Origin of the sequence: Ruegeria halocynthiae (assembly GCF_000743705.1) — a bacterium.
In the GTDB taxonomy this organism is placed as follows: domain Bacteria; phylum Pseudomonadota; class Alphaproteobacteria; order Rhodobacterales; family Rhodobacteraceae; genus Ruegeria; species Ruegeria halocynthiae_B.
In genome coordinates this window covers 521,440-535,585 of sequence record NZ_JQEZ01000001.1, presented here as the reverse complement: position 1 = coordinate 535,585, position 14,146 = coordinate 521,440, and the positions used below count along the sequence as shown (strand labels likewise).

General features: G+C 58.8%; 14 protein-coding genes. 9 read left to right on the top strand and 5 right to left on the bottom strand.

Going from position 1 to position 14,146, the window contains the following annotated elements:
- Positions 1-4 precede the first annotated feature (4 nt).
- On the top strand, positions 5-274 hold the full coding sequence (locus JT51_RS02530) for a DksA/TraR family C4-type zinc finger protein (RefSeq protein WP_037307420.1): 270 nt from the start codon (positions 5-7) through the stop codon (positions 272-274).
- A 13-nt stretch (positions 275-287) separates the two neighbouring features.
- A complete protein-coding gene (locus JT51_RS02525; protein WP_037307418.1) occupies positions 288-1,175 on the top strand; it encodes a DMT family transporter in 888 nt (295 codons plus the stop codon).
- Here JT51_RS02525 and JT51_RS02520 read toward each other — a convergent pair whose 3' ends face one another.
- The 3 genes from JT51_RS02520 to JT51_RS02510 all read right to left on the bottom strand — a co-directional run bounded on the left by JT51_RS02520 (position 1,176) and on the right by JT51_RS02510 (position 4,346).
- Positions 1,176-2,996, bottom strand: a complete 1,821-nt coding sequence (locus tag JT51_RS02520; protein WP_037307416.1) for a M3 family oligoendopeptidase — start codon at positions 2,994-2,996, stop codon at positions 1,176-1,178.
- 82 nt (positions 2,997-3,078) lie between these two features.
- Positions 3,079-4,056, bottom strand: a complete 978-nt coding sequence (locus JT51_RS02515) for an alpha/beta fold hydrolase (protein ID WP_037307414.1) — start codon at positions 4,054-4,056, stop codon at positions 3,079-3,081.
- Positions 4,056-4,346 (bottom strand): SCP2 sterol-binding domain-containing protein, encoded by a 291-nt coding sequence (locus tag JT51_RS02510; RefSeq protein WP_037307412.1) that lies wholly within the window; start codon positions 4,344-4,346, stop codon positions 4,056-4,058. Before JT51_RS02510 ends, JT51_RS02515 begins: the two co-directional genes overlap by 1 nt.
- A 31-nt stretch (positions 4,347-4,377) precedes the next feature.
- Here JT51_RS02510 and JT51_RS02505 point away from each other — a divergent pair, with 31 nt between their 5' ends.
- The 6 genes from JT51_RS02505 (at position 4,378) to JT51_RS02480 (ending at position 10,276) form a co-directional block, all read left to right on the top strand.
- Positions 4,378-4,986: a tetratricopeptide repeat protein gene (locus JT51_RS02505; RefSeq protein ID WP_037307410.1), complete on the top strand. Its 609-nt coding sequence runs from the start codon at positions 4,378-4,380 to the stop codon at positions 4,984-4,986.
- 21 nt (positions 4,987-5,007) lie between these two features.
- Positions 5,008-7,809 (top strand): helicase-related protein, encoded by a 2,802-nt coding sequence (locus JT51_RS02500; protein ID WP_037307408.1) that lies wholly within the window; start codon positions 5,008-5,010, stop codon positions 7,807-7,809.
- Between the two features lie 6 nt (positions 7,810-7,815).
- Entirely contained in the window at positions 7,816-8,181 is a 366-nt protein-coding gene (locus tag JT51_RS02495) for an RNA-binding S4 domain-containing protein (RefSeq protein WP_037307406.1), read from the top strand.
- Between the two features lie 66 nt (positions 8,182-8,247).
- On the top strand, positions 8,248-8,586 hold the full coding sequence (gene fdxA, locus JT51_RS02490; RefSeq protein WP_037307404.1) for a ferredoxin FdxA: 339 nt from the start codon (positions 8,248-8,250) through the stop codon (positions 8,584-8,586).
- Between the two features lie 282 nt (positions 8,587-8,868).
- A complete protein-coding gene (locus JT51_RS02485; RefSeq protein ID WP_037307402.1) occupies positions 8,869-9,390 on the top strand; it encodes a CarD family transcriptional regulator in 522 nt (173 codons plus the stop codon).
- A 124-nt stretch (positions 9,391-9,514) separates the two neighbouring features.
- On the top strand, positions 9,515-10,276 hold the full coding sequence (locus JT51_RS02480) for an ion channel (RefSeq protein ID WP_037307400.1): 762 nt from the start codon (positions 9,515-9,517) through the stop codon (positions 10,274-10,276).
- On the opposite strand, the gene cobS is transcribed toward JT51_RS02480, so the two are convergent.
- Positions 10,273-11,037, bottom strand: coding sequence for an adenosylcobinamide-GDP ribazoletransferase (cobS, locus tag JT51_RS02475; protein WP_037309322.1), 765 nt, complete (start codon positions 11,035-11,037; stop codon positions 10,273-10,275). The two genes, JT51_RS02480 and cobS, sit on opposite strands and share 4 nt — an antisense overlap.
- 79 nt (positions 11,038-11,116) lie before the next feature.
- On the opposite strand from cobS, the gene cobT reads away from it, so the two are divergent.
- Positions 11,117-12,130 carry a nicotinate-nucleotide--dimethylbenzimidazole phosphoribosyltransferase gene (gene cobT, locus JT51_RS02470; RefSeq protein WP_037307398.1) on the top strand — a complete coding sequence of 338 codons (1,014 nt, stop codon included), beginning with the start codon at positions 11,117-11,119 and terminating at the stop codon, positions 12,128-12,130.
- Positions 12,131-12,247: 117 nt separating this feature from the next.
- Here the strand turns inward: cobT and JT51_RS02465 are convergent, their stop codons facing one another.
- Positions 12,248-14,128 carry a monovalent cation:proton antiporter-2 (CPA2) family protein gene (locus JT51_RS02465; protein ID WP_037307395.1) on the bottom strand — a complete coding sequence of 627 codons (1,881 nt, stop codon included), beginning with the start codon at positions 14,126-14,128 and terminating at the stop codon, positions 12,248-12,250.
- Between the last annotated feature and the right edge of the window lie 18 nt (positions 14,129-14,146).

The following is a 14,146-nucleotide window of genomic DNA, read 5'->3' as shown; positions in this document are numbered from 1 at the left end:
GCCAATGGCAGGCGGCTGGGCGCGTGACGGCGCGGTGAGTGAACAGATTGAGGCGTCCATCTCGGACGAGCTGGCCCGGATGCAGGCGCAAAAGCGGCCCGTAGGTCAAAGCCTGACCCATTGTGCCGAGTGTGAGGAGCCGATACCGGAAAAGCGCCGGGTGGCCGTTCCGGGCGTCAAACTGTGTCTTGAGTGTCAACAGGAACGCGACGGGGCCACTAAGTCCCGCGCCGGAATAAATCGGCGTGGCTCCAAAGACAGTCAGTTGAAGTAAGCGGGGCCAAGGTATGCCGGACGCCCCAACGAAACGGCCCTTGTTACAGAATGGCTTGTTTCTTGGGTTTCTGGCGGCATTCCTGTGGGGCACGCACAGCGTCATTGTCAGGTATCTGACCAGCGATCTGGGCGGGCTGCAGATCGCGGTGACGCGCCTGTTCATCGCGGCGCTTGCCATCTATGGCCTGTTGCGAGTGATGCGGGTTGCTATGTCGATCCGGCTGGGGGATTGGAACTTTCGGCTGGCTGTTCTGTCGACGGTGATCAACTATATCCTGTTCCACATTGGGCTGGAACATACCGGCGCGGCCAACGCCATGGTGCTTGAAAACACCGCGCCCTTCTTTGTGCTGATCTTCCTGTATTTCTTTGCCGATACGCCTGTCACACGCACGGATTTTCTGGCGACTGCACTGGCGATTACAGGCGTGTTCTTAACCGTTTACCGAGATTTCCAAGGGGGCGGAGAACCCCTGTTTGGCGATCTGTTGGAAATCGGGGCGGGCCTCAGCTGGGCGGTGTTCTTGATCTCCAGCAGCCGGGCGATGCGCAATTCGGAATCGACCGCTGAGCGCCTGAACTTTTTGTTTGGAATCTTCCTGTGTTCGGGCGTGCTGTTGCTTCCTATGGCCGCGTTTACCCTGCAAGTGCCCACGGCCAACGATGTGGTTTTCCTGATCCTGCTGGGCGTGTTGCCAACCGCGCTGGCCTATTACTTGTGGTACGAGGCCGCAGCGCGGGTGTCGACGCTGACGGCGACCTTGATGTTCGCCGCCTCCGTCGTGTTCACGTTCATCAACTCAGCGCTGTTTTTGGGGGCCACGATCACTCCGGTCGCGGCCCTTGGTGCGGTGTTGATCGTGGCTGCCGTGTTCCTGACAACCAAAAGCCAGAAGTGATCAGCCTTCCATCGCTTCCAGTTCATCAATGAAGCCCGAGATCATCGACAGGCCCTTGTCCCAGAACTTTGGATCGCTGGCATCCAGCCCAAAGGGGGCCAGCAGTTCCTTGTGGTGTTTGGACCCACCGGCGCGCAACATGTCGAAATACTTGTCCTCGAACCCCTCAGATCCGCTTTCGTATACGGAATAGAGCGCGTTCACCAAGCCATCACCAAACGCATAGGCATAGACGTAGAAGGGCGAGTGGACGAAATGCGGGATATAGGCCCAGAATGTCTCATACCCATCCATGTATTCAAACGCCGGGCCAAGGCTTTCGGCCTGAACGCTCATCCAAAGGGCATTGATGTCGTCGGGGGTCAGTTCACCCTCGCGACGGGCCGCGTGCAGTTTGCATTCGAAATCGTAAAAGGCGATCTGGCGGACGACCGTGTTGATCATGTCCTCGACCTTGCCCGCCAGCAGCACTTTGCGCTGTTCCGGCGTTTCTGCCTGATCCAGCATTTTGCGGAAGGTCAGCATCTCGCCAAAGACAGAGGCGGTTTCGGCCAGCGTCAGCGGGGTGGATGACAGCATTTCGCCCTGATCGGCGGCCAGAACCTGATGGACGCCGTGGCCCAGTTCATGCGCCAGTGTCATCACATCGCGCGGTTTGCCCAGATAGTTGAGCATCACATAGGGGTGCACATCGGTCACCGTGGGATGCGCAAATGCACCCGGTGCTTTGCCGGGCTTTACCGCCGCATCAATCCAGCCTTTGGTGAAGAATGGCGTCGCGATTTCCCCCATACGCGGATCAAAGGCGTTATAGGCATCCATCACGGTCTTTTCCGCCTCGGCCCAGTCGACGATGCGCGAGTCTTCCATCGGCAGGGGCGCGTTGCGGTCCCAGACCTGCATGACGTCCAACCCCAGCCACTTGCGCTTTAGCTCGTAATACCGGTGGCTCAGTTTGGGATAGGCGGCCACGACCGCCTCACGCAGGGCCTCAACCACTTCGGGTTCCACGTCGTTCGAAAGGTGGCGTCCCGTTTGCGCAGTCGGCATGTTGCGCCAGCGGTCGACGATTTCCTTTTCCTTGGCCTGTGTGTTGTGCACACGAGCAAAGGTTTTGACGTTGTCTTGAAACACCCGGGCCAGTTCGCGCGCGGCAGCCTCGCGTTTGCTGCGGTCCTGCTCGGTCAAAAAGCTCAGGGTGCCTTCGATGTTCAGCTCTTCGCCATCAACGGTAAAGGTCAGCCCGGCGATGGTCTCGTCGAACAGGCGTTCCCATGCGTCGCCGACAACGCCCAGATCGTGCAGGAATTTTTCCAGCTCATCCGACAGCTGGTAAGGCTTCATCGCGCGGATACGGCGGAAAACCGGTTCATAGCGTGCCAGATCGGTACTTGCATCGAAATGCGCCTTGAGCACGTCATCGTCGATGCGGTTGATCTCAAGCGTGAAGAACACCAGCGGAGTGGTGAAGATGGTGATCTTTTCCTGCATGTCCGACAGGAATTTGGCCCGGTCGGCATCTGTGGTCAGCTGGTAATAACGCAGACCGGCAAAGGACATGACGCGCCCCGCGACCGAGTTGATCTTTTCGTTGCGCAAAACGCAGGCCAGCAGGCCCGCAGCGTCCAGATCGGCCAGTTTGCCTTCGTAATCTGCGGCAAAGGATGCGCATTCCCCCTCAAGCCAGGTTAGATCACGGTCCAACTCGGGCGCGTCTTCCGAACTGTAAAGGTCGCTCAGGTCCCATTCCGGCAGGTTGCCGAGATTGCCGGTTCCTCCGGCTGCGTTTGCGTCACGGACGGGAAAGGGAAGGTCGCGCATGGTTCACCTCGGAATATCTGCTTTGGCAAACATTTAGGCGCGGGCGGTCTGGATCACAAGCCGCCTTTGCGCGCATATCGCATCAGCTTGACAGCGCGGGCTCGGGCTTTGGGTCGGATTGCGTCGCCATAAAAAGCGCCGCCAGTTGATCGAAAACGGGTCCGCGTACGTCCGCGGGTTCCATCAAGACCTCGTGTTCGCCTTCTGGAACTTCGATCAGGGTGCCGTTCGGCCAATTCGCCACGCGGGCACGAATGGCTTTGCGGTCCACGATCTGTTCGTGGCTGCCCAGAAACGTCAAACCCGGAGTTGTCGGCGCTGGTTGTTCCATCAGCCAGGCGCATTCATCCAGCGCCTCGCGCAACCAGATCGTCGACGGCGCGCCCAGCGCCAGCTCAGGATGTGCAAGCAATTGATCCTGCATCATCTTGTACATCGCCAGATCACGGGTCAGCGAGTTGCCTTCGAAAGGTTCCGACAGCACATAGCTTTCAAGCGTTGTCGTCGGAGGTGTCTTTTCCCCAAGGCCAACCCTTGGGCCCCAATAGGCCGTCAGCCGGCTGAGTGGTTTCATGATCGGGTTAAAGTAGATGCCCCACATCGGCCCGGTGAAGGCACAGGCTGAAAAACAGTCGTTTTCCAGAACCGCCCGCAGTCCGATTGCACCGCCCATTGAATGACCAATGACATACCAAGGCTTAGGCAACTGTAGTTCAGCTGCCAGATCCAGCGTCGCCCGCACATCTTTTTGGTAATCGGTGAACTGATCAACATGCCCAATACGTGGATCATCCAGCAGGCGATCAGCCAATCCCTGACCCCGCCAGTCAATGGATAGAAAGGCAAATCCCCGGTTAACGAATTCCGCCGCTGCGTCGCCGTATTTTTCGATATATTCCGTGCGGCCGGGATACATCATCACCGTGCCGCACGCATCGCCTTCGGGCAACCAATGGGCCGCCCGAATACGTGTATTGTCCGCCGTGTTCAGCCAATGGGCCTTACCACCGGCGGGACCGCCGGCCATGTCTTCAAACAAAGGGGCCGGCAGCAACGCCATCAGGCCAGAGCCGACGCAAGCTTCATGGCAACGCCCATGTCGCCATCAATGGTCAGCTTGCCGGACATGAATGCACCGGTTGGGTTCAGGTCGCCGCTCAGGATTTGTTCGAACGTGTCTGCGTCCGAGCTCATTGTGACGTCGGCGTCGTCATCGCTGACGCGTGCGCCGTTTGCGTCCAGAACGATCGAGCCAAGTTCTGCGATCGCAAATTTGGCCGACGCGTCAAAATTGCCGCCCGACAGTTTATCACTCAGCGCTGCTGCGGCTTTTTCCAGGGTGTCGCTCATGGTATTCCTCACTTAGTTTTGAGCGCAGGGAATGGACTTCCCTTGGCGCTACGCTACACTGAACACTGTTATGGCCATTGCAAGCTACAATCTCAAAGGTATCGTTGCGGCAACGCTGCTGCTAGTCACGTATTCCACCAGTGGTTTCGCCCAACAGGCGGACACGCGGGACGAGGCAGAGCTATTGCGGCAACTCGTGCAATCAACCCCGGATCAAGCGATTGGCATTGATCGCCAGCTCAAAGCGCTTTGGTCGCTTTCAGGCTCAGCCTCGGCTGATTTGCTTTTGGAACGCGGCCGCGAAGCACTGGATGACGGTGACACGGTGGCTGCTGTCGAACATCTGACAGCCCTGACAGATCATGCGCCTGCGTTCGCCGAAGGGTGGCATGTCCGGGCTTCGGTCTTTTTTGGGATGGAGAGGTTCGGGATGGCCGCCGCCGATCTGGAACACGCATTGACGCTGAACCCGAACAACTATGAGGCTATTTATGGTCTTGGCCTGATATTCGAGATCGTGGGCCAGCCTGACAAAGCGTACGGTGCCTATTCGCGCGCGTTGGCTATACATCCTCATCATGACGAAGTAACCAATGCCGTGAATCGACTGAAGCCTCAGATTGAAGGCGCAGCGCTGTAAAGTCCGGGGCAGGGGGCAAAGGTGAACGGGTCATCCCGAATCGTGGCCGTTCTAGGCCCGACAAACACAGGTAAAACCCATTACGCAATCGAGCGGATGCTGGGATACCGGACTGGTGTCATCGGCCTGCCGCTGCGCCTGCTTGCGCGCGAGGTCTATGACAAGATCGTCGCGATCCGGGGGCCATCCGTTGTAGCGCTGGTCACGGGTGAGGAACGGATCGTGCCGCCGCGCACCCAATATTGGGTCTGCACGGTCGAGGCGATGCCCGAAGGCATGGGCGCGGATTTCGTGGCCATTGATGAAATTCAGCTATGCGCCGATCCCGAACGCGGTCACGTTTTCACGGATCGCCTGTTGCGGTCGCGCGGCACCAATGAGACGCTTTTTCTGGGCTCTGACACCGTGCGCAGCGCAATCGCGGCGCTGGTGCCTCAGGCGCAGTTTATCCGCCGTGAACGGATGTCGCAGTTGGTGTATTCCGGATCAAAAAAGATCAGCCGGATGCCCGCGCGCAGTGCCATCGTCGGGTTCTCGGTCGAAAATGTTTATGCCATCGCCGAGTTGTTGCGCCGCCAAAAGGGTGGTGCTGCTGTGGTCATGGGCGCGCTCAGCCCGCGTACGCGAAACGCGCAGGTCGATCTCTATCAGAATGGCGAGGTTGATTATCTGGTCGCCACCGACGCCATCGGTATGGGTTTGAATTTGGACGTGAACCATGTGGCGTTTTCCTCTCTGTCCAAATTCGACGGTCGCCGGATGCGTCCGCTGGCCCCCAATGAACTGGCGCAGATTGCCGGCCGTGCCGGGCGGGGCATGTCTGACGGCACCTTTGGCGTGACGGGTGAGGCACCGCCGCTGGACGAAGGTATGGCGCAGGCGATCATGGACAGCCGTTTCACGCCGATGAAAAAGCTGAACTGGCGAAATGCTGCTTTGCGATTTGGCTCAATCGACGCGCTGATTGATGCGCTTGAGGTCAGCCCCGAGGACGAACATCTGATCAAAGCGCGGCCCGCCGATGATCTGAATGCGCTGAAATCGCTGTCGCAGGTGGCTGAGGTCGCAGCCCGCGCCAGCGATGGCCCGTCGATCCGTTTGCTGTGGGATGTGTGTCGAATTCCCGATTTTCGCGGCATCAGCCATGCCGAACACGCCAGCCTGCTAGAGGTGATCTATGGTCACTTGCACGAACGCAAGGCGATCCCCGATGATTTCTTGGCGCGGCAAATCCGCCAGATTGACCGGACGGACGGGGATATTGATGCGCTCTCCAAAAGGTTGGCATATATTCGGACCTGGACATATGTTGCGCAGCGAAAAGGCTGGGTGCGTGACGAATCACATTGGCGCGCCGAAACCCGCGCTGTAGAAGACAGAGTATCGGATGCGTTGCATGCGCGTTTGACGCAAAGATTTGTGGACCGGCGTACATCTGTTTTGTTGCGCCGGCTCAAACAGAAGGAGGCCCTTTTGGCCGAAGTAAATGACAAGGGTGAAGTGACCGTCGAAGGCGAATTCGTCGGTCGTTTGGAAGGGTTCCGGTTTACCCCGGACAAAAACGCGCAGGGGACCGAGGCGAAAGCTTTGAAATCGGCGTCCTTGCAAGCACTCGCGCCGCAATTCCATCTGCGCGCCGACCGCTTCTATAATGCGCCCGATACCGAGATTGATTTTACCGATCAGGGTGGCCTGATGTGGGGTGAATATGCTGTTGGTAAACTGGTTGCCGGGGCAGACCCTCTCAAGCCAATGGTCGAGGTTTTTGTGGATGAGGCCGCAGGCCCCGATGTTGAACAGAAAGTTCAGCGCCGTCTGCAGCATTTCATCGACCGCAAGGTTGCCGCTCTGTTCGAGCCGCTGCTGAACCTGTCGCGTGATGAAGAACTGTCCGGTCTGGCCAAGGGATTTGCCTTCCGTATGGTCGAGGCTATGGGCCTGCTGCCGCGTGCGCAGGTCGCGCAGGACGTCAAGGATCTGGATCAGGATGCCCGTGGTGCCCTGCGTAAGCATGGCATCCGGTTTGGTCAGTTCACCATCTTCATGCCGCTGCTGCTGAAACCCGCACCGACGCGTCTGCGTCTGGTTCTGTGGGCACTGGCTAACGGACTACAGGAATTCCCCGACGCTCCGCCTCCGGGACTGGTCACCGTACCGGTCGCCAAAGACGCGCCCGAGGGCTACGATACCATGTGCGGCTACCGCGATGCGGGGGAACGCTCGATCCGTATCGACATGCTGGAACGTCTGGCTGACATGTTGCGCGCCGAAGACAGTCGTGGCGGGTTCGAAGCCAAGCCCGACATGCTGTCGATCACCGGAATGACGCTGGAACAATTCGCCGACCTGATGCAGGGGCTGGGCTACAAGGCCGAGCGTGGTGAGCGCGAAAAGGTCAAAGCCGCACCGGCTGAGACCCCTTCGACCGAGGCGGCAGAGCAGCCTGCAGCCGAAGAACCTCCGGCTTCGGAAGCGGCACCCGAAGAAACCGCCACCCCCGCCGAGGCGTCAGCCGAGGCCACCGAAAGCACCGAGGCGGCAGCCGAGGCCTCTGCTTCTGATGAGCCAGAGGTCGAAGTGTTCTATACCTTCACCTGGGGGCGTCAGCGCCAGGCCAATCGCGGCCCGCGTCGCGAACAAGGGCAGGGCAAGGGTAAACCGCGCGGCAAGCCTCAGGGCGGTCGCGGCAAGCCAGCGGGCAAGAAGCCCGGCAAACCACAAGGCGCCAAGACCTTCTCGTCCCGGCCTCCGAAAAAGGAAAAGGCTATCGATCCGGACAACCCGTTCGCAGCAGCGCTGATGGGTTTGAAAGACGGTAACTGACCGCCAATGGCCGAGGCCAAGCTGCGGATCGACAAATGGCTATGGCAGGCGCGGTTCTTCAAGACCCGCAGCCTGTCCGCCAAACAGGTCAGCGGCGGCCATGTGCGTGTGAACGGCAACAAGGTCCTGAAACCGGCGCAGGCCGTGGGACCGGGCGACGTTCTTACATTTACTCAGGGGCGTCAGGTCCGGGTCGTTCGCGTTGAAAAACTTGGCGAAAGACGCGGTCCAGCCACTGAGGCGCAAACATTGTATTCAGACCTGACGGAAAAACAGGACACAGCGCCACGAAATCCGGGGTTTGAGGGAAAAGGTCGCCCATCCAAGAAAGATCGACGTGCGCTTGATCTTTCTCGCACACCTGACAGGTGATCATCCCTTGAAGAAACGGCGATACTGAATTAGCTACACGCCCAAACCGCAAACGGGAATCCCACTATGACCTATGTTGTGACCGAGAACTGTATCGCCTGCAAATACACCGACTGTGTCGAGGTATGCCCGGTCGATTGTTTCTATGAAGGTGAGAACACTCTGGTCATCCATCCTGATGAGTGCATTGATTGTGGTGTGTGTGAACCCGAATGCCCTGCGGATGCGATCCGTCCGGATACGGAACCGGGCATGGATCAATGGGTCGAATTCAACCGCAAGTTCTCGGAGCAGTGGCCTGTGATTGTCACCAAAAAAGATCCTCTGCCCGAGGCCGAGGAACGCGACGGTGAAGAAGGCAAGATGGAGAAGTATTTCTCTGAGGCTCCCGGCGAGGGCGGCTAGGCGATTCGCGGGCCAACGCGTCGAATTCAAAGCAGGTTTTTGCCTTAACTATCAGAGGTGAAACCATTTTATTCCGCACACCCTGCGGTAGCCTTTCGAGTGTCGCAATTTTGTGGTATACTCGTAAGCTGAATGATGAATGAGATGGGGATGTACTCCGTAAGTATGACTACTTTGGAGTTCTGATTTTTTGACAAACCAACCGCTCGACGGGGCCGAATGTGGCTCCGGCTTGGGTGTTTTGTCGTCTGTGTCTCGCGCAATAACCAAGGATGAACCTGTATGTCTAAGTCGAAAAAGCTTGAGTTCCGCCCGAATGACTATGTTGTTTACCCCGCGCATGGCGTGGGTCAGATCGTTTCGATCGAAGAACAGGAAGTCGCGGGATATTCGCTCGAGCTGTTCGTCATCTCATTTGAGAAGGATAAGATGACCCTGCGGGTGCCGACCAACAAGGTCACCGAATCCGGCCTGCGGTCTCTCAGCTCGCCGGATGTCATCAGCCAGGCGATGAAAACCCTGAAGGGTAAGGCCAAGGTGAAACGCGCCATGTGGTCGCGCCGGGCGCAGGAATATGAACAGAAAATCAACTCGGGCGACCTGATCTCGATCGCCGAAGTGGTTCGCGACCTGCACCGCACCGACGATCAGCGCGAGCAGAGCTATTCCGAGCGTCAGCTGTACGAAGCCGCGCTTGAACGCCTGACCCGCGAGGTTGCCGCAGTTTCCGGGGCTGGCGAGATTTCGGCTGCCAAACAGGTGGATGAGGTTCTGACCTCGCGCGCTGCTGCCGCCGCCGCCTGATCGCTTCTGACTGTTTTTTGGGGCCGCTCCTGCAAGGGGGCGGTCTTTTTCGTGGGTGGTCGCTTGAGTGGGCGGGCTGTTTGCGGCTAATTTTCTTTTGTACAAAAGCGGATACAGGGCCAGCATGAAGCAAACGGTAAAGTTCCTTTATATCGGGCACGACCCGATCTCGGTCCGGTTTCGTTATGGGCTGATCCTGTTTGATGCGGCAACGATCGTGTTTTTTGTCATGACGGCCAACAGCTCTCATGGCACGGGTATGACGATTGCCAGCATGTGCGTCGGGTTTCTGATCCTGCTGGATTTCTCGGCGCGGCTGTGGATTGCGAAGGACCGCTGGAAGCTGCTGCGCCAGATCTACACGCTGGCCGATATCGTGGTGATATTCTCTTTGCTGCTTGATCCATTCTTGACCGGAAATCTGGCATTCTTGCGGATTTTGCGCGCCCTGCGGCTGATCCATTCCTATCACCTTCTGCGGGACCTGCGCCGGGACAGCCACTTTTTTCGAACCCACGAAGACGCGGTCATCGCGGCGATCAACCTGTTGGTATTCGTATTCGTAACATCCACGGCCGTTTTGGTCTTTTTCATGCCGGAAAACAGCCAGACGGCCTATATAGACGCGCTGTATTTTACCATGGCCACGCTGACCACGACCGGGTTTGGTGACATCACTTTACCGACCCCCGGGGGCAAGCTGTTTTCGGTCTTTATCATGGTTGTCGGCGTGGCCTTGTTTGTTCGTCTGGCGCAGGCGGTATTCATGCCGCAAAAAGTACGCCACAAATGCCCCAATTGCGGCCTGTACCGCCATGACCCCGATGCCGTGCACTGCAAACACTGCGGTGAGGTTCTGAGGATCGAAACCGGCGGTGTGGCCTAAAGCGCCGCGGCGGCGGCAGTCAGAAATGAAAGCTCGACCAATTGTTGCGTTGCCCCCAGAACGTCGCCCGTCTGGCCGTTGATCTTGGTTTTTGCCAGCTGCGCAAATGCGGCAACGGTCAGTGCGGCAACCAATGTGGGGATGATGGCGGCCGATCCCATCAGAAATGCAGCGCAGGTAACGGCCACCCCAAGCCCGATTGCGGCGGTTCCGACCTTTGGCCCCCCGACAGAATGGCTCAGCCCGCTGTTTCGGGCGTTGGGAAGGGCAACCATCAGAACCGGCATGAAGGCGCGCGACAGGATGCAGGCTGCAAGGATTGCCGTGAATGCACCCGCTGACAGCAGGGTTGCAACGATTGCGATGCGCAAAAACTGCGACAGGATCAGGCCCAGAACACCATAAGCGCCGATATGGCTGTCCTTCATGATCTCAAGCCTGCGTTCGGGTGTGAAACCGCCCCAGAAACCGTCGATCGTATCGGCAAGACCGTCCTCGTGCATGGCGCCGGTGGTCAGGATCATCACTGCGATCAGACCGATTGCACAGGCCGTCGCGGGCAGGTGAAGGGCCACCGCCGCCCAGCCCACAGCGCAGGCCAGCGCCCCAATCACCAGCCCGACCACAGGAAACGCCCAGACCGCATCAGCTTGCCGCGCAAACACCTTTTCGGGCAAACGCGGGACCGGCAGACGCGTCAGCAAAACGATTGCAAGCGGAATATCCCACCGCGAAAAGAGTTTGGTGTCGTTTTTATGCACTCCTGCGCCTTTCGGGGTCTTGTTGGTTTGGACGCTTCGGTTAAACACACAGGACCACTCTGATGCAACGAGGCTTTGGATGCTGCCCGAACTTAATGATCTGAATACACTCCGCGATGCCCTGAGTCAGGCGCCGGGTCCGGACGAGAACGCCCTGCGGGACGCGACGGATCGAAATGGGCAACTGACCAAACCCCCGGGGGCGCTTGGCCGGCTTGAGGATATCGCCATCTGGTACGCTGGCTGGCGCGGCGACGCCCGGCCGCAGATCACGGCACCACAGGTCATCGTGTTCGCGGGCAATCATGGTGTCACGGCGCAGGGTGTATCGGCCTTTCCGCCCGAAGTGACGGTGCAAATGGTCATGAACTTTGAACACGGCGGCGCGGCGGTCAATCAACTGGCAAAGGCTGCGGGCGCGAAGATGGATGTGCACGCGCTGGACCTGGATCGGCCCACGGTAGACTTCACCACCGGTCCGGCCATGTCCGAGGATGATCTGCTGCAGGCCCTGCGCACCGGGTGGGACGCGGTTGATCCGCAGTCCGATCTGTTGGTGGTCGGCGAAATGGGCATTGGGAACACGACGCCTGCCGCTGCGATATCCTGCGCGTTGTTCGGCGGGGAGGCGGCGGATTGGACCGGGCGCGGAACCGGGGTGGACGATGCGGGGCTGGCCAACAAAACCCGCGTTGTGAGCGAAGGTGTCGCTTTGCATTCAGGTTCGGGCGATGGGTTGGAAATCCTGCGCCGTCTCGGCGGGCGAGAGATCGCCGCCATGGCCGGAGCCATCGCCGCCGCGCGCATTCTGCGCATTCCGGTTATTCTGGACGGTTTCATCTGCTCGGCTGCGGCGGCCTGTTTGGCGGATGTGACCAGCACTGCTTTGGATCACGCTGTCGCAGGCCATCAAAGTGCCGAAGGCGCCCATGCGGCGTTACTGTCCAAACTGGGCAAAGAGCCATTGCTGAACCTTGGCCTGCGCCTGGGCGAAGGCTCGGGCGGGGCGCTGGCCATCAATATCCTCAACAGCGCCGTGGCGTGCCATTCAGGCATGGCGACATTTGCCGAGGCCGGGGTTTCAGACGGGTAATCCACCTTGCGAATAAAAACGGCACGGGTGGGGGTGTTCTGGCACCCCCTTCCCACCGAAACTGATGCGGTGTTCCAACGCGCACCGCACCAGAACCTCGTAACCGATCCCTGTGCCTTACGCAGATTTCTTGGCGTGTTTCTCGGCCAGTTCCAAAAGCTCTGTTTCCAAGTCCTTTTCAAGCTTCCGGGCACGTTCGATATATTTCTTGTTTTCCGCCGTGGGCATTCCGGGAATCCAAAGTTCGGCCAATTCGCGAACGGATGATCTGTCATGGTGATAGAATGTCTGCTCGGCTTGGGCCGCCTCATATTCGCTGAGCCCGATGTTTTCGAGAACATAGCGACCCGCCCTGAGTGAGCTGTCGAACATCTCGCGTACGATGTCGTTCGCACCCGCCTGATACAGCTGGTACACGTGGGTCCGGTCATGGGCCCGGGCGACGATGTGCAGATCCGGACGCTGACGTCGCGCATAGCTGACCAGACGTGTCACATGTTTGGGGTCATCCATCGCCGCCACCAAAACCGAGGCTTTCTCAAGACCCGCCGCGCGCAGCAATTCGGGCCGGGTCGGGTCGCCCAGAAACCCCTTGACGCCAAAGCGGCGCATCAATTGAACGGTTTCGATGTCATGATCCAGAACGACGGTCTTGAACCCGCTGGCGCGCACAAGGCGGTTTACGATCTGACCAAAACGACCGATACCGGCGATGATGACCGGGCCTTTTTCGTCGATCTCATCCGGTTCGGGCGGTGGGGTGCCATCGCCGATCCGGCGCGACAGCTGGTCGTAGATAATGAACAAAAGCGGTGTGATCAGCATCGTCAGCGCGATGATCATCAACAGCTTTTGCGACAGATCCGGCGGGATGACGTTCTGCTGCGTTGAAAAGGCCAGCAGAACAAAACCGAACTCCCCCGCCTGCGCCAGCCCGAGGGTAAACAGCCAGTGATCGCGCCCGCGCAGATTAAACGCACGTCCGACCACAAACAGAATGACCCCTTTCGCCAATATGACCAGCAGGGCCAATCCGATCAGGTCGAACGGGTCATCGAAGAAATACGCGACGTCGATCCCGGCACCAACGGTTATGAAGAACAGGCCAAGAAACAGGCCTTTGAACGGCTCAAGATCGCTTTCCATCTCATGCCGGAATTCCGAGCTGGCCAGTACGACACCCGCCAGAAAAGCTCCCAGAGCGGGGGACAGGCCCACCAAGGTCATCAGAAAGGAAATCCCTACGACGATCATCAGGGCCAGCGCCGTATACATCTCGCGCAGGCGGGTTGCGTGGATGAAACGGAACAGGGGGCGGGTCAGATAGATGCCCGCAAAAATGACGAATGCAATCGCGCCAAAGGTGACCAGCGTGACGGCCCAACCGGGCAGACCTTCGACCAGAGACAGGCTGTGGTGACCGGCATCATGCAGATCCAGCGCCGCGCGCTCGATCGATCCATCGCTTTCGATGTGCGGCGTCGCAGGCAGCGCCAGCAGCGGCAGAAGGGCCAGAATTGGAATAACCGCGATATCCTGCGTCAACAGCACGGAAAAGGTGGCCCGACCGCCGTTGGTCCGCATCAAGCCTTTTTCCGAAAGGGTTTGCAGCACAATCGCGGTGGAAGACAGGGACAGGGTCAAACCAACGGCCAGGGCGATGGACCACGCGTGGTTCGCATACATGGCGACACCTGCGATCACCGCCGTCGACAATGCGACCTGTAGCCCGCCCAGCCCCAAAAGCCTGTCCCGCATATCCCACAAAGCACGCGGTTCAAGTTCGAGCCCGATCAGGAACAGCATCATGACCACGCCGAATTCGGCCACATGTTGCAGGCTTTCGGTTTCGGCCCCGACCAGACCTAAGATCGGGCCGATGACGATACCGGCGGCCAGATACCCCAGAACAGATCCCAAACCCAGACGCGCCGACAAGGGCACCGCGATCACGGCAGCAGCCAGATAGATCGAGGCCTGGTAAAGGAAATCGTCCATGTTGGTCCTTTCGGTTGG